The organism is Plantibacter flavus, from assembly GCF_002024505.1.
GTDB lineage: Bacteria > Actinomycetota > Actinomycetes > Actinomycetales > Microbacteriaceae > Plantibacter > Plantibacter flavus_A.
Genome location: NZ_CP019402.1, coordinates 1542077 through 1562577, shown reverse-complemented (window position 1 = coordinate 1562577; position 20501 = coordinate 1542077). Strand labels below are relative to the sequence as shown.

The window sequence follows — 20501 nt, the reverse complement described above, 5'->3', positions numbered from 1 at the left end:
GAGTGTTGGCCGGTACCCTGGAGCCATGACCGCTGCGCCTGCCGAGACCCCCGTTCCGACTCACGCCTGGGGCTCCGGCCTCGCGACCATCGCCGCCGACGGCACCGTGCTCGACACCTGGTTCCCCGAGCCCTCGCTCGGACGGATCCCCGAGGGCCGCGACCGCTGGATCGCCCCCGCAGACCTCGAGGCCCTCGCGACCGACGACGAGCGCCGGGCCGTCCGCATCGACATCGTCACCGTCGAGATCGAGCTGCAGGCCGCTCCGCAGAGCACCCCGGACGCCTACCTGCGGCTGCACCTGCTCAGCCACCTGCTCGTCCAGCCGAACACGATCTCGCTCGACGGTGTCTTCGCGCACCTCCCGATCGTCGTCTGGACCAACGCCGGCCCCGTGCACCCCGCGGACTTCGACCGTCTCCGACCGTCGCTCCTCCGCGCCGGCATCCACGCGACCGGCATCGACAAGTTCCCGAGACTCCTCGACTACGTGACGCCCGACAAGGTCCGGATCGCCGACGCCTCACGCGTCCGGCTCGGCGCCCACCTGGCACCGGGAACCACCGTCATGCACGAGGGCTTCGTCAACTTCAACGCCGGGACCCTCGGCGCGTCGATGGTCGAAGGCCGCATCTCGCAGGGCGTCGTCGTCGGCGACGGCAGCGACATCGGCGGTGGTGCGTCGATCATGGGGACGCTCTCCGGCGGTGGTACGCAGCGGGTGGCGATCGGTCAGCGCGCCCTCCTCGGCGCCAACTCCGGCATCGGCATCTCGATCGGCGACGACTCCGTGGTCGAGGCCGGTCTCTACGTGACCGCGGGCACCAAGGTCGTCCTCGCGGGTGCTGCGGCCACGGCCGAGGGCGCGCCGCGCACGGTCAAGGCGGTCGAGCTGTCGGGTGTCCCCAACCTCCTGTTCCGTCGGAACTCGCTCACCGGTGCCGTCGAGGTGCTCCCCCGCTCGGGCTCGGGCGTCGAGCTGAACGCGGCACTGCACGCCTGACCCGGCGTCCCCGAACACAGAACGGCCCCGCATCCGAGGTGGATGCGGGGCCGCCCTTCGACAGGTTCAGGAACCACCCTTCGACAGGCTCAGGAACCTACGGGACTAGCGCGTCGGGAAGGGCCGCTCGGGCGAGCCCGTGTACAGCTGCTGCGGGCGTCCGATCTTCGTCTGGGGGTCGAGATTCATCTCACGCCAGTGGGCGATCCACCCGGGCAGGCGTCCGATGGCGAAGAGCACCGTGAACATCCGCGTCGGGAAGCCCATCGCCTTGTAGATGACACCGGTGTAGAAGTCGACGTTCGGGTAGAGCTTGCGCTCCTTGAAGTAGTCGTCCTCGAGGGCGATCTGCTCGAGCTCCTGAGCGAGGTCGAGCAGCGGGTCGTTGATACCGAGGGCACGGAGCACCTCGCCGGCGCTCTCCTTGACGAGCTTGGCGCGCGGGTCGTAGTTCTTGTAGACGCGGTGCCCGAAGCCCATGAGCTTCACACCGTCTTCCTTGTTCTTCACGCGGTCGACGAAGCGCTGCACGCCCTCGCCGGACTCCTGGATCCGGCCGAGCATCTGCAGGACGGCCTCGTTCGCGCCACCGTGCAGCGGACCCGACAGGGCGTTGATACCGGCGGACACCGAGGCGTAGAGGTTCGCTCCGGTCGAGCCGACGAGGCGGACCGTGGAGGTCGAGGCGTTCTGCTCGTGGTCCTCGTGCAGGATGAGCAGGAGGTCGAGCGCCTTCGACAGGACGGGATCGATCTCGTAGGGCTCGGCGAGGTTGCCGAAGTTCAGCTTGAGGAAGTTGTCGACGAAGCTCAGGGAGTTGTCGGGGTAGAGGAACGCCTGCCCGACCGACTTCTTGTGCGCGTAGGCGGCGATCACCGGGAGCTTCGCGAGCATGCGGACCGTCGTGAGCTCGACGTGGTCGGGATCGTGCGGGTTGGCGTCCGACTCGTAGTAGGTCGACATGGCCTGCAGGGCGCTCGACAGGACGGCCATCGGGTGGGCCGTGTGCGGGAGCGCGGAGAAGAACCGCTTGAGGTCCTCGTGGAGGAGCGTGTGGCGCCGGATCTTCTCGTCGAATCCGCCGAGTTCGTCGGCCGTCGGGAGCTCCCCGTGGATGAGCAGCCAGGCGACCTCGAGGAAGGTCGACTGCTTGGCGAGCTGCTCGATCGGGTAGCCGCGGTAGCGCAGGATGCCCTGGTCGCCGTCGATGTACGTGATCGCCGACTTGGTCGCCGCGGTGTTGACGAACCCGTAGTCGAGCGTGGTCAGGCCGGTCTGCCGCGTGAGCGAGGAGATGTCGATACTCGACGCGCCCTGGGCTGACTGGTGGATCGGGAATTCGGCCGTTCCGCCGGGGTAGTTCAGGGTGACCTGATGCGTCTCGGTGGAAGCCTGTTTCTCGACGTCGCCCACGGCGCCTCCTCATATCTTCGTGCGATAGGGACTCGACATCGCCCTCCGATACGACGGCGTGTCACATACAGCCTAATCGGCTTCGGACCCAACTGTTGTTTCCCACAGTGATCCGGCGACTTCCTTGGAGTTCACCCCGAAATCGGGCGGAGGCCCCGAAGTCTGGCCGCGGCGGCCGCGATGCGCTCGTCGGTGGCGGTCAGGGAGAGCCGCACGTGCTGCGGCCCGGCCTCGCCGTAGAACACCCCCGGGCCGGCGAGGACACCGATCGACGCCAGCCGGTCGATACTCACCCAGGCGTCCTGGCCCTCGGTGATCCACAGGTACAGTCCCGCCTCGCTGCGGTCGACCCGGAACCCGGCCTCGCGGACGGCCGGGAGCAGCACCTCACGTCGGGCGCGGTACCGAGCCTTCTGCTCCGCGACGTGGGCGTCGTCGCCGAGTGCCGCGACCATGGCGGCCTGCAGCGGGGCCGGCAGCATGAGACCCGCGTGCTGCCGCACGGTGACCAGCCGACGCACCAGGCGCTCGTCGCCCGCGAGGAACGCGGCACGGTAGCCGGCGAGGTTGGACTGCTTGCTCAGGGAGTAGATCGCGAGGACACCCTCGGTGTCGCCGTCGGTCACGCGCGGATCGAGCACGGACGGGGTCGGCGTGTCGGACCACTCCCTCTCCCAGCCGAGTTCCGCGTAGCATTCGTCGCCCACGAGGACGGCGCCCAGTTCGCGGGCTCTGGCTCGGGCTGTCCGCAGCTCGTCGACCGACAGGACACGACCGTCGGGGTTGCCGGGGGAATTCAGCCAGACCAGCCGGGTGCTCTCCGGCCATTCGGCGGGGTCGTCGGACGCGAACGCCTCGGCTCCGGCGATCGCCGCGCCGACCGCGTAGCTCGGGTAGGCGGCCACGGGGTGGACCACGGTGTCGCCGGCGCCCAGGCCGAGGAGGAAGGCGAGCAGCGCGACGAGTTCCTTCGAGCCGATCGTCGGGAGGACGGCGTCGAGGGTGAGCCCGTCGACGCCACGACGGCGCGCGAACCAGTCGACGATCGCCTGCCGGAGTTCGGGCGTGCCGACCGTGGTCGGGTAGGCGTGTGCGTCCGTGGCCGCCCGGAGCGCATCCCGGATGAGGCCGGGAGTCGGATCGACCGGCGAACCGATCGAGAGGTCGACGATGCCGTCGGGGTGCCGACGGGCCTGCTCCGCATACGGGACCATGAGGTCCCAGGGGTAGTCGGGCAGCGGCTGCAGTGCCACGCGACTACTCGTGGGCTTGGGGCGGCAGCGCGGCGATGAGCGGGTGGTCCGAGGGGATCACGCCGACCTTCGCGGCCCCGCCCGGGGAACCGACCTCGTCGAAGAACTCGACATTGGCCTTGTAGTAGTCCGCCCACTCCTCGGGGAGGTCGTCCTCGTAGTAGATGGCCTCCACCGGGCAGACCGGCTCGCACGCACCGCAGTCGACGCATTCGTCGGGGTGGATGTAGAGCGACCGTTCACCCTCGTAGATGCAGTCGACGGGGCATTCGTCGATGCAGGCGCGGTCCTTGACATCGACGCACGGCAGGGCGATCACGTAGGTCACGGGCGGGTGGCTCCCTTCACGAGCACTGAGTTGTCCAGTCTACGCCTGCGGCGAGACGGGGAGCGGTTCGGGCGTCGGTCCCGCGGGACGGTCGTCGCGCCTGCGGGCGCGCTCCGGGAGCTTCGGCCACGCCACGACGAGGACGGCGATGAGGCCGGGGGCGATGGTCCAGACGAGGCCCGAGACGCTCTGCGGGATGAGGACGGAGCCACCGGTGCTCTCGAGCAGCAGGATCCCGATCATGAGGATGACCCCGAGCGCCGCTGCCGACGCTGCGAGCCGGTCTCCCAGGACGATCCGGAGTCCGATCAGGAGCATGGCCACACCGAGGATGCCGAGCACCAGCCCGACCGGGAGAGCGACACCGAGGACGGAGGGCGCCCAGGCGTGCGCGACCGTGCCGATGGCGCCGTACGCCAGACCGACGAGGAACGCGAGGACGATCCCGATCACCCGCGACGCCGTGGACGGCTCGTGCGGTGCGTCCGGCTGCGGCGGTGTCGGCGGGAACCAGCGGTCGTCGCCGACCGTGCGGCCGTCTGGGAGGCTGGGGTCGGGGGCCGGATCGGTCATCCGCCGATTGTATCTGGACACCCTCGGTGTCAGGCGCTATGGTCGACGTCGGATAAGGTTAGCCTTACCCAACCGCGTTCCGAAGTCGCAGCGCCCCGCCCGGACCACGGTCCCCGCCCGGCGCGCCCTCGGATGCAACCCCACCCCGCAGACGACGGCCTCCCCCGGGCGACCGCCTGCTCGACGCCCGAAAGTCCGGTCACGTGCTCGCGAACTACCTCATCGGCCTCCGCGAAGGCCTCGAAGCCGGCCTCATCGTCGGCATCCTCGTCGCCTACCTGAACAAGCTCGGCCGCCGGGACGTCCTCCCCCGGTTGTGGCTCGGCGTCGCCGTCGCGATCGTCGTCTCGCTCGGGGTCGGTGCGATCCTCACCTGGGGACCGTACGGGCTGAGCTTCCAGGCGCAGGAGATCCTCGGCGGCGGACTGTCCATCCTGGCCGTCGGGCTCGTCACCTGGATGATCTTCTGGATGGGGCGCAACGCCCGAGAGCTCAAGCACGACCTCGAGTCACGACTCGACGCCGCCGTCGCCGGGTCGGCGATCGGAATCATCGTGCTCGGTTTCATCAGCGTCGGCCGCGAGGGGATCGAGACCGCCCTCTTCATCTGGGCAAGCGTCAACTCCGGCGAGAACGCCGTCGTCGGCTCGATCGGCGCGCTCCTCGGCATCCTCACCTCCGTCGTCATCGCCTATCTCATCTACCGCGGATTCGTCCGCATCAACCTCGGGACCTTCTTCACGTGGACCGGCCTCTTCCTCGTCGTCGTGGCCGCCGGCGTCCTCGCCTACGGCGTCGGCGACCTCCAGGAGGCGGGCGTCATCCCCGGCTGGGGGCAGGCCGCGTTCGACCTGAGCGCCGTCGTCCCTCCGACGAGCTGGTACGGCACCGTCCTCGGCGGACTCTTCAACTTCACCCCCGCCCCGACGTGGGCACAGTTCGGTGCGTGGCTGCTGTACCTGATCGTCACGCTCGTCTGCTTCATCCGGGTCTCAGGACTCGGCCGTCGGCGCCCGACCTCGGTCACGAAACCGGTCACGACGAACGCCTGACCGGTCCCCGACCCACCACGAACCAAGCACCAGCACCTTCCGACAGGAGTCTCCATGCAGCACCGCATCATCGCCGGCCTCGCCGGCGCGGGCGTCCTCGCCCTCGCCCTCACGGGATGCGTCCCGAACAAGACGGGAAGCGACGCACTCACCGTCGCCATCACCGACGACTCGTGCTCGGTGTCCGTGGCGAAGGCGACGGCCGGTGCCGTGACCTTCTCGATCACCAACAACGGCACCGACGTCAACGAGTTCGAGATCCTCGCCTCGGACAAGCTGCGCATCGTCGGCGAGAAGGAGAACGTGACGCCGGGCCAGACGGTGTCCTACGTCGCACAGCTGAACCCCGGCACGTACTACACGGCCTGCAAGTTCCAGCTCGTCGGCGCACCGGTCGGCCTCGCCGAGTTCACCGTGACGGGCGAGAACGCCGCCGTCTCGAAGGACGAGCAGGCGCTCACCGACCAGGCCGTGACGAACTACGTCGCCTACATCAAGTCCCAGGTGGCCGAACTCGTGCCGCAGGTGAAGGCCTTCACCGACGCGTACGCCGCCGGCGACGACGAGACCGCCCGTCAGCTGTTCGCGACGACGCGCGTCTCGTACGAACGCATCGAGCCGACGGCCGAGGCCTTCGGCGACCTCGACCCGAAGATCGACTACCGCGAGGTCGACGCCGTGGCTGAAGGACTCGACTGGACCGGCTTCCACCGGATCGAGAAGGACCTCTGGCCACCGGCAGCCGACGCACTGAACTCCGACGGCACGAGCGCGCTGCTGGACTGGACGCCGTCGACGCCGGAGCAGCGTCAGCAGTTCGCCACCGGTCTCGTCGACGACGTGCAGCAGTTATTCGACCTCGTCTCCGAGAAGGACTTCACCGTGAGCCTCGGCGACATCTCGAACGGCGCCATCGGTCTCCTCGACGAGGTCGCCGTCGGCAAGATCTCCGGCGAGGAGGACTGGTGGTCCCACACCGACCTCTACGACTTCGCGGCCAACGTGCAGGGAGCCGAGGTCGCGTTCGGCAACGTCAAGGACATCGCCGCGAGCAAGGGCGACGCGGGCACGAAGCTCGTCGGCCAGATCGAGACCGAGTTCACGGCACTGCAGGACCTGCTCGCGAAGTACGGCAGCCTCGACAACGGTTTCGTGAGCTACGACACCGTCACCGAGGAGCAGCGCAAGGAGCTCTCCGACCAGGTGAACGCCCTCTCCGAGCCGCTGTCGCAGCTCACCCACACGGTGCTCGGCGTCGCCGAGTAACACCGACCGGATCCACCGCCGCCTCCGCGGCGCGCCGGGCCGGAACCGCTCAGAGCATTCTGGGGGTTCCGGCCCTGCGGCCTTCCAGCCATCCCTGAATAGCATGAGGTCCGATGACCGAGCACACTCCCCCCACGCCCCCTGCACCCGAGGCAGGATCGGCGCCCACCGAACCTGGACCCGGCGCCGCGTCCGCACCGCCGAGCGACACCCCACGGCGCGGGCTGTCGCGACGGGCGCTGTTCGGCCTCGCCGGAGCAGGCGCCGCGGGGCTGGCGGCCGGAGCCGGGGCGACCGCGGCCATCACCGCAGCCGTGAGCGCCTCGGCGAGTGCCTCGGGCGTCACGACGGTCTACCCCTTCAGCGGGGCGCACCAGAGCGGGATCACCACGCCGGCGCAGGACCGCCTGCACTTCGCCGCGTACGACGTGTCGGCGGGGACCACCAGGGAGGAGCTCGTCGAGCTGCTCCAGGACTGGAGTGTCGCCGCGGCACGCATGACGCAGGGCCAGGAGGTCGCCGACGGTGGCGCCGTGGACGGCTCCCCGCTCGCTCCCCCGGTCGACACCGGCGAGGCGCTCGGACTGCCCGCCAGCGGGCTCACGATCACCTTCGGGTTCGGACCCACACTCTTCACCGCCGAGGACGGCACGGACCGGTTCGGCATCGCCGACCGGCGCCCTGCCGAGTTGGAGAAGCTCCCCCGCTTCACGGGCGACAACCTGCAGGCGGGCCTCACCGGCGGCGACCTCTGCATCCAGGCCTGCGCCGACGACCCACAGGTCGCCGTGCACGCGATCCGCAATCTGAGCCGCATCGCGTTCGGACGTGCCTCCATCCGCTGGTCGCAGCTCGGTTTCGGTCGCACCTCGTCGACCTCTACGAGTCAGGTCACCCCGCGCAACCTGTTCGGCTTCAAAGACGGCACTGCGAACGTCAAGTCCGAGGAGACGAAGACGGTCGAAGAGCAGGTGTGGGTCCAGGACGGGGACAGCGCCGCCTGGCTGAGCGGTGGTTCCTACCTCGTGGTCCGCAAGATCCGCATGATCATCGAGACCTGGGACCGCGCGCAGCTCCAGGAGCAGGAGCGGGTCATCGGTCGGAGCAAGGGCGAGGGCGCACCGCTGTCGGGCGGCAAGGAGTTCTCCGAGCCCGACTTCGAAGCGGTCGGGGCTACGGATCAGCCGCTCATCGACAAGCACTCGCACGTGCGCCTGGCGCACCCGACCCAGCTCAAGGGCACGAAGCTCCTGCGACGCGGATACAACTTCGTCGACGGCAACGACGACCTCGGGCGGTTGAACGCCGGACTGTTCTTCATGTCGTACCAGCGATCGCCGAAGCAGTTCATCGACGTGCAGCGCGCGCTGGCCACCGATGCGCTCAACGAGTACATCAAGCACGTCGGGTCGGCGATCTTCGCGGTGCCGCCGGGCGCGAACCAGGACGGCTGGGTCGGCGAGACGCTCTTCGCGTAGGACCTGCCCGGTCGCTGAGCCTGGTCTCTGAGCTTGTCGAAGTGCGCCCTTCGACAAGCTCAGGGACCGGAAGGGCGCTCAGGGACCGGAAGGGCGGCTACTTGACCGTCACCGTGTAGAGGATGCTGTCCGCCGAGGCGACGAGCTTCACGTCGTAGGCCGTCGTCGACAGCGTCACGATCGAACCGTCGCCGTTCGCGATCTCCCCGTCGACCGTGAAGCCCACCGCGACGAGCGCATCCTTGGCTGCGGTGGCCGCATCGGTCGCCTGCACCGTGACGACGAAGGTGTCCTTGCCGTCGACCGTCCCACGTCCGCCGTTGACCGTGCCGTCGACCACCGGGACCGCGTCGACGGGGTAGCCGTCCGGCAGCCCCTCGTCGAGGTTCACGTCGAAGTCGCCACCGGTGGCGTCGCGGATACCCTGCTCGACGGAGTCCTTGACGGTCGACTCGATGACGCTGCACCCGGCGAGCGTCGGAGCGAGGACGAGGGCGGCCAGCAGGGCGAGGGAGGCGGGTCGGCGCATGCGATCAGCTTAACGACCGGATGCCCGGTCTTCCTGAGAGGACCGGGCATCGGGTTGGAGCGGCTACTGCCTACTCGGACTGCTTCTTGAGACGCGAGTAGCTGCGCTGACGGGCCTGAGCGTCGAGCTCGACCTTGCGGATGCGCACGTGCTCGGGCGTGACCTCGACGCACTCGTCCTCGCGGGCGAACTCGAGGCTCTCCTCGAGCGTGAGGACACGCGGCGGCGTCATCGACTCGAAGTTGTCGGCCGAAGACTGACGCATGTTGGTCAGCTTCTTCTCCTTGGTGATGTTGACGTCCATGTCGTCGTTGCGCGAGTTCTCGCCGATGACCATGCCTTCGTAGACCTCTTCGGTCGGCTGCACGAAGAACGACATGCGCTCCTGCAGCGCGATGATCGCGAAGGGGGTGACGACGCCGGAGCGGTCGGCGACGATCGAGCCGTTGTTGCGCGTCGTGATCGCGCCGGCCCACTCGCCGTAGCCGTGCGCGAGCGCGTTGGCGATGCCGGTACCGCGCGTGGCGGTGAGGAACTCGGAGCGGAAGCCGATGAGGCCGCGCGACGGGACGATGAACTCCATGCGGACCCAGCCGGTGCCGTGGTTCGACATGTTCTCCATGCGACCCTTGCGAGCGGCGAGGAGCTGGGTGATCGCGCCGAGGTGCTCCTCGGGAGCGTCGATGGTCAGGTGCTCGTACGGCTCGTGGACCTTGCCGTCGATACGCTTCGTGACCACCTGCGGCTTGCCGACGGTGAGCTCGTAGCCTTCGCGACGCATCTGCTCGACGAGGATGGCGAGCGCGAGCTCTCCACGGCCCTGGACCTCCCACGCGTCGGGTCGACCGATGTCGAGGACCTTGAGTGAGACGTTACCGATGAGCTCGCGGTCGAGACGGTCCTTGACCATGCGTGCGGTGAGCTTGTGGCCCTTGACCTTGCCCATGAGCGGCGAGGTGTTGGTACCGATCGTCATCGAGATGGCCGGGTCGTCGACCGTGATGGCCGGCAGCGCGCGGACGTCCTCGGGGTCGGCCAGGGTGTCGCCGATCATGATGTCGGCGAAACCGGCGACGGCGACGATGTCGCCGGGGCCGGCGCTCTCGGCCGGGTAGCGGTCGAGCGCCTTCGTGATCATGAGCTCGGTGACGCGGACGTTGTGGACGTCGCCGTCGTGGCGGACCCAGGCGACCGTCTGGCCCTTCTTCAACGTGCCGTTGAAGATGCGCAGGAGCGCGAGGCGACCGAGGAACGGCGAGGCGTCGAGGTTCGTGACATGCGCCTGGAGCGGGTGCTCGTCGTCGTACTGCGGAGCCGGGATGTGCTCGAGGATGGCCTCGAAGAGTGGCTCGAGGTTCTCGCTGTCGGGCAGCTCGCCGTTGGCGGGCTTGGTGGACGACGCACGGCCGGCCTTACCCGAGGCGTACACGACCGGGACGTCGAGGATGGCGTCGAGGTCGAGGTCGGGGACGTCGTCGGCCATGTCGCTGGCGAGTCCGATGAGGAGGTCCTGGCTCTCGACGACGACCTCGTCGATGCGCGCATCGGGACGGTCGGTCTTGTTGACCAGGAGGATGACGGGCAGCTTGGCCTCGAGCGCCTTGCGGAGCACGAAGCGGGTCTGCGGGAGGGGGCCCTCGGACGCGTCGACGAGGAGGACGACGCCGTCGACCATGGACAGGCCGCGCTCGACCTCTCCACCGAAGTCGGCGTGACCCGGGGTGTCGATGACGTTGATCGTGATCGGGCCGTCGGTGGCGTGTTCGCCCTTGTACGAGATCGCCGTGTTCTTGGCGAGGATGGTGATGCCCTTTTCGCGCTCGAGCTCATTCGAGTCCATGGCGCGTTCTTCGAGGTGGGCGTGTTCGGCGAAAGAGTTGGTCTGTCGCAGCATGGCGTCGACGAGGGTCGTCTTGCCGTGGTCAACGTGGGCCACGATCGCGACATTGCGCAGATCGGAACGAGTGGCGAGCGCCATAAAAGGGTGGCTTCCTTCAAGTGGATGGGATTCGGGCACGATGGTGCCGACGGACCATCATACCGCAGGAGTTCTGGCCGGGGGCTGAACGGCGACGGGCACCGGCGGTTTCCCGCCGATGCCCGTCGAGGCTGCGTTCAGATCGAACGCGTGCTGATGCTTACTTCTTCCAGCCCACGTTCTTCCAGTCGATGGTCTCGAACTGGGTCGGCCCGTAGTTCACGAGGCCGGTCTTGACGCCGTAGGTGTACGGCACCGGGAACAGCGGCAGCGTGGTCGCGAGGGCGACGATCTTCTTGTCGATCTCCTTCGCGATCTCGAGGCGCTTGTCGGGGTCGAGCTCCGCGTTGGCGCTCGCCCAGAGCTCGCCGAGCGAATCGTCGGTGACGCCAGGGAAGTTCTGCCCGGAGTCGGCCGGGTAGAAGATCGACTCGGTGCTCGAGATCGGGAACGCGGTGCCCTGCCACGCGAAGCTCACGGCGTCGAAGTCGCGGGTCTCGGTGGTGACGTACTTCGTGAAGAAGTCGTCGGACGGGACGGTGTCGATCTGGAGGTCGAAGCCGGACTCCTTCACCATGGCCTGGACCTGCTGCGAGGTCTCGGCCGAGACCGGGTTGTCGGAGTCGATGACGTAGCGGACGGTCAGCTTCTTGCCGTCCTTCTCGCGGATGCCACCGCTGCCTTCCTTCCAACCGGCGTCGTCGAGCTGCTTCTTGGCGGCGTCGATGTCGTAGCCGAGCACCTTGGAGGCGTCGTCCTCGTAGCCGTCCTGGCCGGGAAGGAAGATGAGGTTGTTCAGCAGGTCGGTCGGTGCGTCGATCGCTGCGAGGCGGGCCTCGGCGATGGTCTGACGGTTGATCGACTTGGCGAACGCCTGGCGGACCTCGGGGTCGCTCAGGACCTCGGACGTGCCGTTCAGGGTGATGTGGTTGTACGTCGTTCCACGCGAACGCTGGATCTCGGCGTCACTGCGCTTCTTGGCCGTCTCGTAGTTGTCGGCGTTCGAGCCGATGCTGAAGACGTCGATCTCACTGTTCGAGAACGCCTGCGCGAGACCCGAGCGGGACACCTGCTTGAAGATGATGTTGTCGAGCTTCGGCTTGTCGCCCCACCACTTCGGGTTGGGCTCGAAGGTCACGACCGCGCCGGTCTGGTCGATCTTGCTGACGATGTACGGACCGCCGGAGACGTAGGTCGTGCCGTCGGCCGCATAGGGTCCGGTCGCCCAGAGGGTGTTGAAGGACTCCGGCGTCGCGCCGAGCCACTTCGGCCAGATGTTGCCGAGGATCGACGGCCAGTCCGCGTTCTTGTTCTTGAACGTGATGAGGACGTCCTGCGGGCTGTCGCCGGCGGTGACGGACTCGATGTCCTTCCACACGTTCGTGGCGGTAGGCGCGTAGGCGGGGTCGACGCCGTTCAGCGACTTCCAGGTCGCGGCGAAATCGTCGACGCTCATGGCGGTGCCGTCCGACCAGACGGCGTCCGGGTTGATCTTGATCTCGACGACCTGCGGGTCCTCGGTCTTCAGCTCGACGGAGGTCGCGAAGTCGGGGTTCGCCTCCCAGGTGCCGTCCTCCTTGATGTTGATGAACGACGGTGTGTACAGGTTGCTGAGGAACTGGTCGTCGACGGTGCCACTGTCGAGGTTGTAGAGGTTCCAGTTCGCGGGGATCGCGTCGACGGCGAGGTTGAGCGAACCGCCCTGGGCGATCTGGTCGGCGTCGGCGCGCTCCCAGCCGGTGCCGGACAGCTCGGCGGGCTTCGACGTCGAGCCGCCACCGCCTGAACCGCCTCCGGTGCAAGCCGTCAATGCGAGGGCGACGATCGAGACGCCGGCGAGGATCATCCCGCCGCGCCGCTTCGATCCCTGTGTTCTGGAACTCATCGAGATCCACCTTTCGTGACGTGTAACTGCGCAAGGCCGCACCGATGCGGAGCGGAAGGCGCGCAGGCCAATGTGGACCATCTTGCACCCGCTCCGGGGATCCCCCACAAGTGGGGATGAATTGTTACCGTTTCGATTTATCGGCAACACGTGCCGGAAACATACGTTTCGTTTCCTGAGAACACGCGTCGTTTTCTGATTCCAGACACTTGGGGGTTACAGTGTCTCCACCCCCACGAGGGGAGCACAGCTGACGGGACGACGCGGTCCCGCACAACGACTTCGCAAGGCTGGTACATGATCGGGTTCATTGCACGGCGGTTGGTCAACTACCTGTTCCTCTCCGCGATCGCCACCATGCTGGGCTACGTGCTCGTGAGCATGACGCTCCAGCCGTCGGCCCGGTTCCTCGGGAAGAACCCGCCCATCCCCCAGGCGTCCATCGATGCGGCGCTGGACAAGATGGGCGTGAACCCGAAGGTCCCGCTGCTCGAACGCCTCTGGGACTGGGTCACGCAACTGGTGACCACCGGCTCCCTCGGGATCAGCACGCGCGGCACCCAGGTCACCGCCGACATCTTCGAGCGCTCGGGCACGAGCCTCCGCCTCCTCGTCATCGGCACCATCCTCGGCGCGGTCATCGGCGTCGCCCTCGGCGTGTGGGGCGCGGTCCGCCAATACCGGGCCAGTGACCAGATCATCACCTACGCCTCGTTCACGATCCTCGCGATGCCCGTCTTCGTCATCGGCGTCGTGCTCATGATCCTCGCGACGTCCCTCAACCAGGCGGTCGGCACGAACGTCATCAACTTCACCGGCGAGTACACCGCCGGCCTCCAGGGCGGGTTCTGGACACAGTTCGGCGACCGGGCGATGCATCTGCTGTTGCCCACGATCACCCTCACCGTCGGCGCCGTCGCCTCGTACTCGCGGTACCAGCGCAGCGCCATGCTCGACGTGATGAGCGCCGACTACATCCGGACCGCGCGCTCGAAGGGCCGGACCCGCGGTTCCGCGATCATCCGGCACGGTGTCCGCGTCGCGCTCATCCCGATGTCGACGTTCTTCGCCTACTCCTTCGGGCTCATCCTCACCGGCGCGAGTGTGACGGAGAACGTCTTCAGCTGGCACGGCATGGGCGAGTACCTCCTCACGAGCGTCTCGAACTCGGACATCAACGCCGCCGCTGGGACCATCCTGTTCACCTCCATCCTCGTCCTGATCGCCGGAACGCTCTCCGACGTGATCTATGCGGCGCTCGACCCGAGAGTGCGGGTGTAACGACATGGCACTGACCGACCCCTCGACCCTCACCGTCGGCGACCCGGAGAAGATGGCGGACGCCCCCAAGCGTCCGCAGTCCCGCGGGCGCACGATCCTGCGGAAGGTGCTCGCCACGAAGCGCGCCCGCATCGGTGGCGGTGTCCTCCTCTTCATCATCCTCTGGGCGTTCATCGGCCCGCTGCTCTCCCCCTGGTCGTTCACCGACCAGGACGGCCTCGCCTTCAGCCAGCCGCCCTCGCTCGACCACTGGTTCGGTACCAACAACATCGGCCAGGACGTGTACGCACAGACGCTCGTCGGGCTGCAGAAGTCCATCGTCATCGGTCTGATCGTCGGCCCGGGCGCTGCGATCATCGCCGGACTCGTCGGGGCCATCGCCGGCTACGTCGGAGGCGTCTGGGACAAGGCGATCGTGTGGCTCATCGACCTCCTCCTCGTCATCCCCGGCTTCTTCCTCCTCGTGCTCCTGAGCCCGGCGTTCAAGTCGCTGTCCTGGCTCGCCCTCGTCGTCTTCCTCGTCCTGTTCGGCTGGATGGTGCTCGCGCGCGTCATCCGTGGGCAGACGATGTCGCTCCGCGAACGCGAGTACGTCAAGGCGGCCCGGTTCATGGGCGTCCCCGGGTTCACGATCATCCGTCGCCACATCATCCCGAACGTCGCGAGCCTCCTCATCATCGACGCGACGCTCGGCATCGGCGCGGCGATCCTGTCGGAGACGACCCTGAGCTTCTTCGGCTTCGGCGTGCAGGCGCCCGACGTCTCGCTCGGCACCCTGCTCGCCGCCGGTGCGAGTGCGGCCGTGACTCGGCCCTGGCTGTTCGTCTTCCCCGCAGCGATCCTCGTCATCACCGTGCTCGCCTCCAGCCTCCTCGGCGACGCCCTGCGCGACGCCATCGACCCGACCTCAGGAGCCAACCGTGACTGACCCCCAGGCGACCGCGCCGCTCCTCAAGGTCGACGACCTCACCGTCACCTTCCCCAACGCCGGCACGCCCGTGCATGCCGTCCGCGGTGTCTCCTACGAGGTGCGGCGTGGAGAGTTCCTCGGCATCGTCGGCGAGTCGGGCTCCGGCAAGAGCGTCTCCTCGATGGCCGTCATGGGGCTGCTCCCCACCAACGCGCAGGTGAGCGGCAGCATCCGCTACGACGGCGTCGAGCTGCTCGGCCAATCGGACAAGGAGCTGTCGAAGATCCGCGGGCGGGACATCGCCATGATCTTCCAGGATCCGCTCTCGGCGCTCACGCCCGTCTACACGATCGGTCAGCAGATCGCCGAAGGCCTCCGCCTCCACGACTCCGCGCTCTCGCAGCGCGCAGCAGAGACCCGGGCCGTCGAACTCTTGAAGATCGTCGGCATTCCGAACGCGGAGCGGCGTGCGAAGTCGTTCCCGCACGAGTTCTCCGGTGGCATGCGTCAGCGGGCCATGATCGCGATCGCCATCGCCAACGACCCGCAGCTGATCATCGCCGACGAGCCGACCACCGCACTCGACGTCACCATCCAGGCGCAGATCCTCGAGGTGCTCCAGAAGGCGAAGGACATCACCGGCGCCGCCGTGGTGCTCATCACGCACGACCTCGGTGTCGTCGCCGGCAACGCCGACCGGGTGGCCGTGATGTACGCGGGCCGGATCGTCGAGACGGCGCCCGTGGTCCCGCTGTTCCGCGAACCGCTCATGCCGTACACGATCGGTCTGTTGCGCTCCATGCCGAACATGGCGGCGAACCAGCAAGAGCGACTCGTCCCGCTCGAAGGACGCCCACCGCTGTTGACGACCGTGCCGACCGGCTGCCCCTTCGCCCCGCGCTGCCCGATCGCCGTGGCCGCGTGCCTCGAGGGCGAACCGGCGTTGCTCCCCGTCCTCGACGGGCCCGTCGAGGACCCGACGACCTCGGTCGATCACACCGCCGCGTGCATCCGCGCCGGCGAGATCGCCGACGGATCGCTGCGCCGCCCGGAGATCTTCCCTCGGCCGGACGAGGTGCCGGAGGAGCTCGTCGCGGAGGTCGCCCCGGAGACCGTCCTCGACGTCCGTGACCTGACCCGCGCCTTCCCGCTCACGAAGGGCGTCGTGTTCCGTCGCAACATCGGCACGGTCCGCGCGGTCGACGGGGTCTCGTTCAGTGTCCAGCGCGGGCGCACCCTCGGCCTGGTCGGCGAGTCCGGGTGCGGGAAGACGACGACGATCATGGAGATCCTCGAACTCGCCAGGACGCAGGGCGGCAGCATCCACGTGAACGGGGTCGACACCGCGACGCTGTCGAAGCCCGACCGCCGGAAGCTGCGCAGCGACATCCAGGTGGTGTTCCAGGACCCGATGGCCTCACTCGATCCGCGCATGACGATCGAGGACATCATCGGTGAACCGTTGACCGTCCACGGGGTCTCCCCCGCCGAGATCCGCTCCCGCGTCGGGGCCATGCTCGAACTCGTCGGCTTGGAGCCGTCCTTCGCCGGCCGATACCCGCACGAGTTCTCGGGTGGACAGCGACAGCGCATCGGCATCGCTCGGGCGCTCGTCGTCGAACCGAAGATCCTCGTGCTCGACGAGCCGGTCTCCGCGCTCGACGTCTCCGTCCAGGCCGGCGTCATCAATCTGCTCGAAGACCTCAAGCAGCGGCTCGGACTCTCGTACCTCTTCGTCGCCCACGACCTCGCCGTCGTCCGCCACATCGCCGACGACGTGGCGGTCATGTACCTCGGACGCATCGTCGAGTATGGACCGAGCGCCACGATCTTCGACGACCCGAAGCACCCGTACACGCAGGCGCTCCTGTCCGCGGTGCCGGTCCCGGACCCCGAGATCGAACGCAGTCGGCGGCGCATCCTGCTGAACGGCGACCTCCCCTCCCCCAGCGACGACCGGGTCGGCTGCAGTTTCCGGAGCCGGTGCCCGTTGTTCCAGCTGCTGCCGGCCGACAAGCAGGCGGTCTGCGAACGCGACGATCCACGAGAGCGCCCGGTCGACGGACGGCTCGTCGCGTGCCACCATGCGGAGAGCGACCGGCTCGTCACCGCCTGATCGAGCCGAGCGGCGCCCGAGGGTCGGCGGCCTGGAAGGATGGTGGACGTGAACGAAGCGACGAACGCCGGCAATCGGACCACCCTGCGGAGCACGAGCGGCTTCTGGATCCTCGGGGTCACCGCCATCCTCATGGTCTTCTTCATCATCGACGCCGTGAGCCGTGGAGCCTGGGGCTTCGCGGTCCAGGCGCTCCCGTGGGAGGTCCTCGTCGTGTGGCTGGTCTACCTCGTCCTCGTCCGTCCGTGCATCATCATCGAACCGTCGCAGCTGACGGTCGTGAACGTCGGGCGTATCCACGACATCCCCTGGTCGCGCATGGAGGAGGCGACGAGCCGCTACCAGCTCACGGTGCTCCTGCGGGACGGGCGGAAGATCACCAGCTGGGGCGCACCGAGCGCTGGGCTCGACCGCCCGTCGCTGATCGGCGGACGTGCCGGACGAAGCGGGGTCGACCATCAGGACCGCGCTGCAGGCGTCCGCCGACCCGGTCGTGCCGGAAACGAGGGTCCGACTGCCGTCGACCTCATCGACCGTGCCCACGAACGCTGGGGTCGGATCGACCCGAAGGACGACCGCCTCGCCACCTCTCGCTGGGACGTCGTCGCCCTGGGCGTCACGGCGGCACTCCTCGCCTGGGGCGTCGCCTCTGCGCTCCTCGTCTAGCGACCGGCGGACACCTCCCGCAACGCCGAAGGGCGGTGCCCCGGATCGCTCCGTGGCACCGCCCTTCGGCGTTCTGCGCGGGTTACAGCGCGAGCTCGATCCCGGCGCCGGGGATGGCGTCGAGGAGTTCGCGTGTGTACTGCTGCTTCGGGTTCTCGAAGACGTCGTCCGTGGTCGACGCCTCGACGATCTTCCCCTTCTGCATGACCGCGACGTTGTCGGCGATCACGCGCACGACCGCGAGGTCGTGGGTGATGAAGAGGTACGTCAGCTGCAGCTCCGACTGGAGGTCGGCGAGCAACTGCAGGATCTGCGCCTGGACGAGGACGTCGAGCGCGGACACCGCTTCGTCGAGGACGACGATCTCCGGCTTCAACGCGAGTGCGCGGGCGATCGCGATGCGCTGACGCTGTCCACCGGAGAGCTCGTTCGGGTACCGGGTCGCGACCGCCTGCGGCAGCGAGACCTGATCGAGGAGCTCCAGCACGCGCGCACGGCGGGAGGCCTTGTCGCCCACCTTGTGCGTGACGAGCGGTTCAGCGATCGTGTTCCCGATGTTCCGTAGCGGGTCGAGGGAGCCGTAGGGGTCCTGGAAGACCGGCTGCATCTTGCGGCGCAGCGCGAGGAGGCCCTTGCGATCGAGCCCCTCCATCACCTTGCCACCGATGCGGATACTGCCCGAGGTCGGAGTCTCCAGTTGGAGCAGCAGCTTCGCGACCGTGGACTTGCCCGAACCGGACTCGCCGACGAGCGCCATGGTGGTGCCCTTCGGGATCTGGAACGAGACACCGTCGACAGCCTTCAGCTCGCTCGCCTGACCTTTCTGTCCACGGATCTTGTACACCTTCTCCAAGTCGTCGACGACGATCGCCGGCTCGACCTTCGCGAGATCGAGCTGCGCGGCGGCACGGTGCTCCGCTGCCACGATGAGGTCGATCCCCTCGGAACCGGCCGGGGCCTCGTGCTCGAGCGTCTCCAGCGACCCGGTCGCGGACTGGATACGACGGGATGCGAGGCTCGGCGCCGCAGCGACAAGACGCTGGGTGTACGGGTGCACCGGGTTCTGCAGGATCTCGACCGACGGACCGGCCTCGACGATCTGCCCCTTGTACATGACGATGAGCTTCTCAGCGCGCTCGGCGGCGAGGCCGAGATCGTGCGTGATGAAGAGCAGCGCCGTGCCGCTGTCGCGGGTCAGGCTTTCGAGGTGGTCGAGGATCTTCCGCTGCACCGTGACGTCGAGCGCCGAGGTGGGCTCGTCCGCGATGAGCAGCTTCGGGCTCGAGGACAGACCGATACCGATGAGCACGCGCTGACGCATGCCGCCGGAGAACTGGTGCGGGAACTGCTTCAGGCGACGGTCGGCGTCGGACAGACCGGCCTGCTGGAGGACCTCGATCGCCTTGGCGCGAACGGCCTGCTTGCCCTGGGCGATGCCGTTGGCACGGATGGCCTCCTCGACCTGGAACCCGATGTTCCACACCGGGTTCAGGTTGGACATCGGGTCCTGGGGCACGAAACCGATCAGGCGTCCGCGGACGTCCTCGATCTCCTTGCGCGAGAGCTTGGAGAGGTCACGACCCTCGAAGAGGATCTCGCCGCCCGTGATCTTGCCGGTCCCGGGGAGCAGGTTGATGATGGCGTGCGCCGTCGTCGACTTCCCGGAACCCGATTCACCGACGATCGCGACCGTCTCACCGGGCATCATGGTGAAACTCGTCTTACGGATGGCCTGGACGGTGCCGCTCTGCGTCCGGAACCCGACCTCGAGGTCCTTGACCTCGAGGAGCGGCTGCCCGGTGCGTGCGCCGGCCGATGGGGTGTGGCTGCTCAACGGAGTGCCCTCGCCTTCGGGTCGAGTGCATCGCGCAGGACCTCGCCGAGCATGATGAAGCTGAGCACGGTGAGCGAGAGCGCGATGGACGGGTAGATGAGCACTTGCGGAGCGGTCCGGAGGTCGCGCTGGGCCTGCGAGATGTCCGCGCCCCACGAGATCGATTCCGAGCCGAGTCCGACGCCGAGGAACGAGAGCGTGGCTTCTGCGACGATGGCCGAGGCCAACGACAGCGTGATCACGACGATGACCGGGGCGATCGAGTTCGGCAGGACGTGGCGCACGAGGATCCGGAACCGCGAGACGCCGAGAGCGATGGAGGCCTGCACGTAGTCCGCGTTCTTCACTCGCAGGACCTCAGCACGAAGCACTCTCGCGACGCTCGGCCAGACGAACAGTCCGACCGCGAGGGAGATGGTCCAGACACTGCGATATGCGGCGAGAGCCGACATGACGACGACCGCGGCGAGGATGTACGGGATCGAGAAGAAGATGTCGCCGATGCGCGAGAGCACCGAGTCGACCCAGCCGCCGTAGAAGCCGGACAACGCACCGAAGCTGATGCCGAGCACGCAGACGATCGCGGTCACGATGAGCCCGACCGCGAGCGAGGTGTTGGCACCGAAGATGACCCGCGAGTAGATGTCGCAGCCCTGCTTCGTGAAGCCGAGCGGGTGTGCGAGCGACGGATCGCCGAGGCTGTTGTCGAGATTGCAGCTCCGTGGATCGACGTGTGAGAACAGGCCGGGCAACAGCGACACGACGACGACGAGCACGATGAGTACGGCCGAGATCCAGAACATCGGCTGACGGCGCATGTACGCCCAGGCGTCGGTCCAGAGGTTACTCGGCTTCTCGTCGACCTTGACAGCATCGATCACCGCAAGCGGCGTCTCCTCCAGCGGGGCGACGAAGTGCGTGGATGAACGCTTCATC

General features: G+C 67.9%; 17 protein-coding genes. 8 read left to right on the top strand and 9 right to left on the bottom strand.

Features of this window, described 5'->3' with window-relative positions; all coding sequences use genetic code 11:
* Positions 1–25: 25 nt before the first annotated feature.
* A complete protein-coding gene (gene dapD / locus BWO91_RS07355) occupies positions 26–1003 on the top strand; it encodes a 2,3,4,5-tetrahydropyridine-2,6-dicarboxylate N-succinyltransferase (protein ID WP_071261031.1) in 978 nt (325 codons plus the stop codon).
* Positions 1004–1108: 105 nt separating this feature from the next.
* Here dapD and BWO91_RS07350 read toward each other — a convergent pair whose 3' ends face one another.
* The 4 genes from BWO91_RS07350 to BWO91_RS07335 all read right to left on the bottom strand — a co-directional run bounded on the left by BWO91_RS07350 (position 1109) and on the right by BWO91_RS07335 (position 4570).
* Positions 1109–2368, bottom strand: coding sequence for a citrate synthase (locus tag BWO91_RS07350; protein ID WP_064296340.1), 1260 nt, complete (start codon positions 2366–2368; stop codon positions 1109–1111).
* A 179-nt stretch (positions 2369–2547) separates the two neighbouring features.
* Positions 2548–3669 (bottom strand): succinyldiaminopimelate transaminase, encoded by a 1122-nt coding sequence (gene dapC, locus BWO91_RS07345; RefSeq protein ID WP_079002115.1) that lies wholly within the window; start codon positions 3667–3669, stop codon positions 2548–2550.
* A gap of 4 nt (positions 3670–3673) precedes the next feature.
* Entirely contained in the window at positions 3674–3997 is a 324-nt protein-coding gene (gene fdxA / locus BWO91_RS07340) for a ferredoxin (protein ID WP_056007281.1), read from the bottom strand.
* Between the two features lie 39 nt (positions 3998–4036).
* On the bottom strand, positions 4037–4570 hold the full coding sequence (locus BWO91_RS07335) for a hypothetical protein (protein ID WP_079002113.1): 534 nt from the start codon (positions 4568–4570) through the stop codon (positions 4037–4039).
* Between the two features lie 203 nt (positions 4571–4773).
* Here BWO91_RS07335 and efeU point away from each other — a divergent pair, with 203 nt between their 5' ends.
* The 3 genes from efeU to efeB all read left to right on the top strand — a co-directional run bounded on the left by efeU (position 4774) and on the right by efeB (position 8366).
* Positions 4774–5622 (top strand): iron uptake transporter permease EfeU, encoded by an 849-nt coding sequence (efeU, locus tag BWO91_RS07330; protein ID WP_079002111.1) that lies wholly within the window; start codon positions 4774–4776, stop codon positions 5620–5622.
* Positions 5623–5676: 54 nt separating this feature from the next.
* A complete protein-coding gene (efeO, locus tag BWO91_RS07325; protein WP_079002109.1) occupies positions 5677–6888 on the top strand; it encodes an iron uptake system protein EfeO in 1212 nt (403 codons plus the stop codon).
* A 113-nt stretch (positions 6889–7001) separates the two neighbouring features.
* A complete protein-coding gene (gene efeB / locus BWO91_RS07320; protein WP_079002107.1) occupies positions 7002–8366 on the top strand; it encodes an iron uptake transporter deferrochelatase/peroxidase subunit in 1365 nt (454 codons plus the stop codon).
* Positions 8367–8463: 97 nt separating this feature from the next.
* Here the strand turns inward: efeB and BWO91_RS07315 are convergent, their stop codons facing one another.
* The 3 genes from BWO91_RS07315 to BWO91_RS07305 form a co-directional block, all read right to left on the bottom strand.
* On the bottom strand, positions 8464–8895 hold the full coding sequence (locus BWO91_RS07315; protein ID WP_079002104.1) for a hypothetical protein: 432 nt from the start codon (positions 8893–8895) through the stop codon (positions 8464–8466).
* A 70-nt stretch (positions 8896–8965) separates the two neighbouring features.
* A complete protein-coding gene (typA, locus tag BWO91_RS07310; RefSeq protein WP_064296411.1) occupies positions 8966–10873 on the bottom strand; it encodes a translational GTPase TypA in 1908 nt (635 codons plus the stop codon).
* Between the two features lie 160 nt (positions 10874–11033).
* Positions 11034–12758: an ABC transporter family substrate-binding protein gene (locus BWO91_RS07305; RefSeq protein ID WP_158596550.1), complete on the bottom strand. Its 1725-nt coding sequence runs from the start codon at positions 12756–12758 to the stop codon at positions 11034–11036.
* A 297-nt stretch (positions 12759–13055) separates the two neighbouring features.
* On the opposite strand from BWO91_RS07305, the gene BWO91_RS07300 reads away from it, so the two are divergent.
* Genes BWO91_RS07300 through BWO91_RS07285 form a run of 4 tightly spaced genes read left to right on the top strand, consistent with a single transcriptional unit; the run spans position 13056 to position 17731 of the window.
* Complete coding sequence (locus BWO91_RS07300; RefSeq protein WP_064296413.1) at positions 13056–14039, top strand: ABC transporter permease; 984 nt, start codon at positions 13056–13058, stop codon at positions 14037–14039.
* 4 nt (positions 14040–14043) lie between these two features.
* Positions 14044–14967, top strand: a complete 924-nt coding sequence (locus BWO91_RS07295; protein WP_079002099.1) for an ABC transporter permease — start codon at positions 14044–14046, stop codon at positions 14965–14967.
* A complete protein-coding gene (locus BWO91_RS07290; RefSeq protein WP_079002097.1) occupies positions 14960–17065 on the top strand; it encodes an ABC transporter ATP-binding protein in 2106 nt (701 codons plus the stop codon). Before BWO91_RS07295 ends, BWO91_RS07290 begins: the two co-directional genes overlap by 8 nt.
* Before the next feature lie 48 nt (positions 17066–17113).
* The gene (locus tag BWO91_RS07285; protein WP_153303413.1) at positions 17114–17731 is read left to right on the top strand and encodes a hypothetical protein; all 618 of its coding nucleotides are present in this window, start codon (positions 17114–17116) and stop codon (positions 17729–17731) included.
* Between the two features lie 82 nt (positions 17732–17813).
* On the opposite strand, the gene BWO91_RS07280 is transcribed toward BWO91_RS07285, so the two are convergent.
* A complete protein-coding gene (locus tag BWO91_RS07280; protein WP_079002093.1) occupies positions 17814–19565 on the bottom strand; it encodes a dipeptide ABC transporter ATP-binding protein in 1752 nt (583 codons plus the stop codon).
* Positions 19562–20500 carry an ABC transporter permease gene (locus tag BWO91_RS07275; protein WP_079002091.1) on the bottom strand — a complete coding sequence of 313 codons (939 nt, stop codon included), beginning with the start codon at positions 20498–20500 and terminating at the stop codon, positions 19562–19564. Before BWO91_RS07275 ends, BWO91_RS07280 begins: the two co-directional genes overlap by 4 nt.
* Between the last annotated feature and the right edge of the window lies 1 nt (position 20501).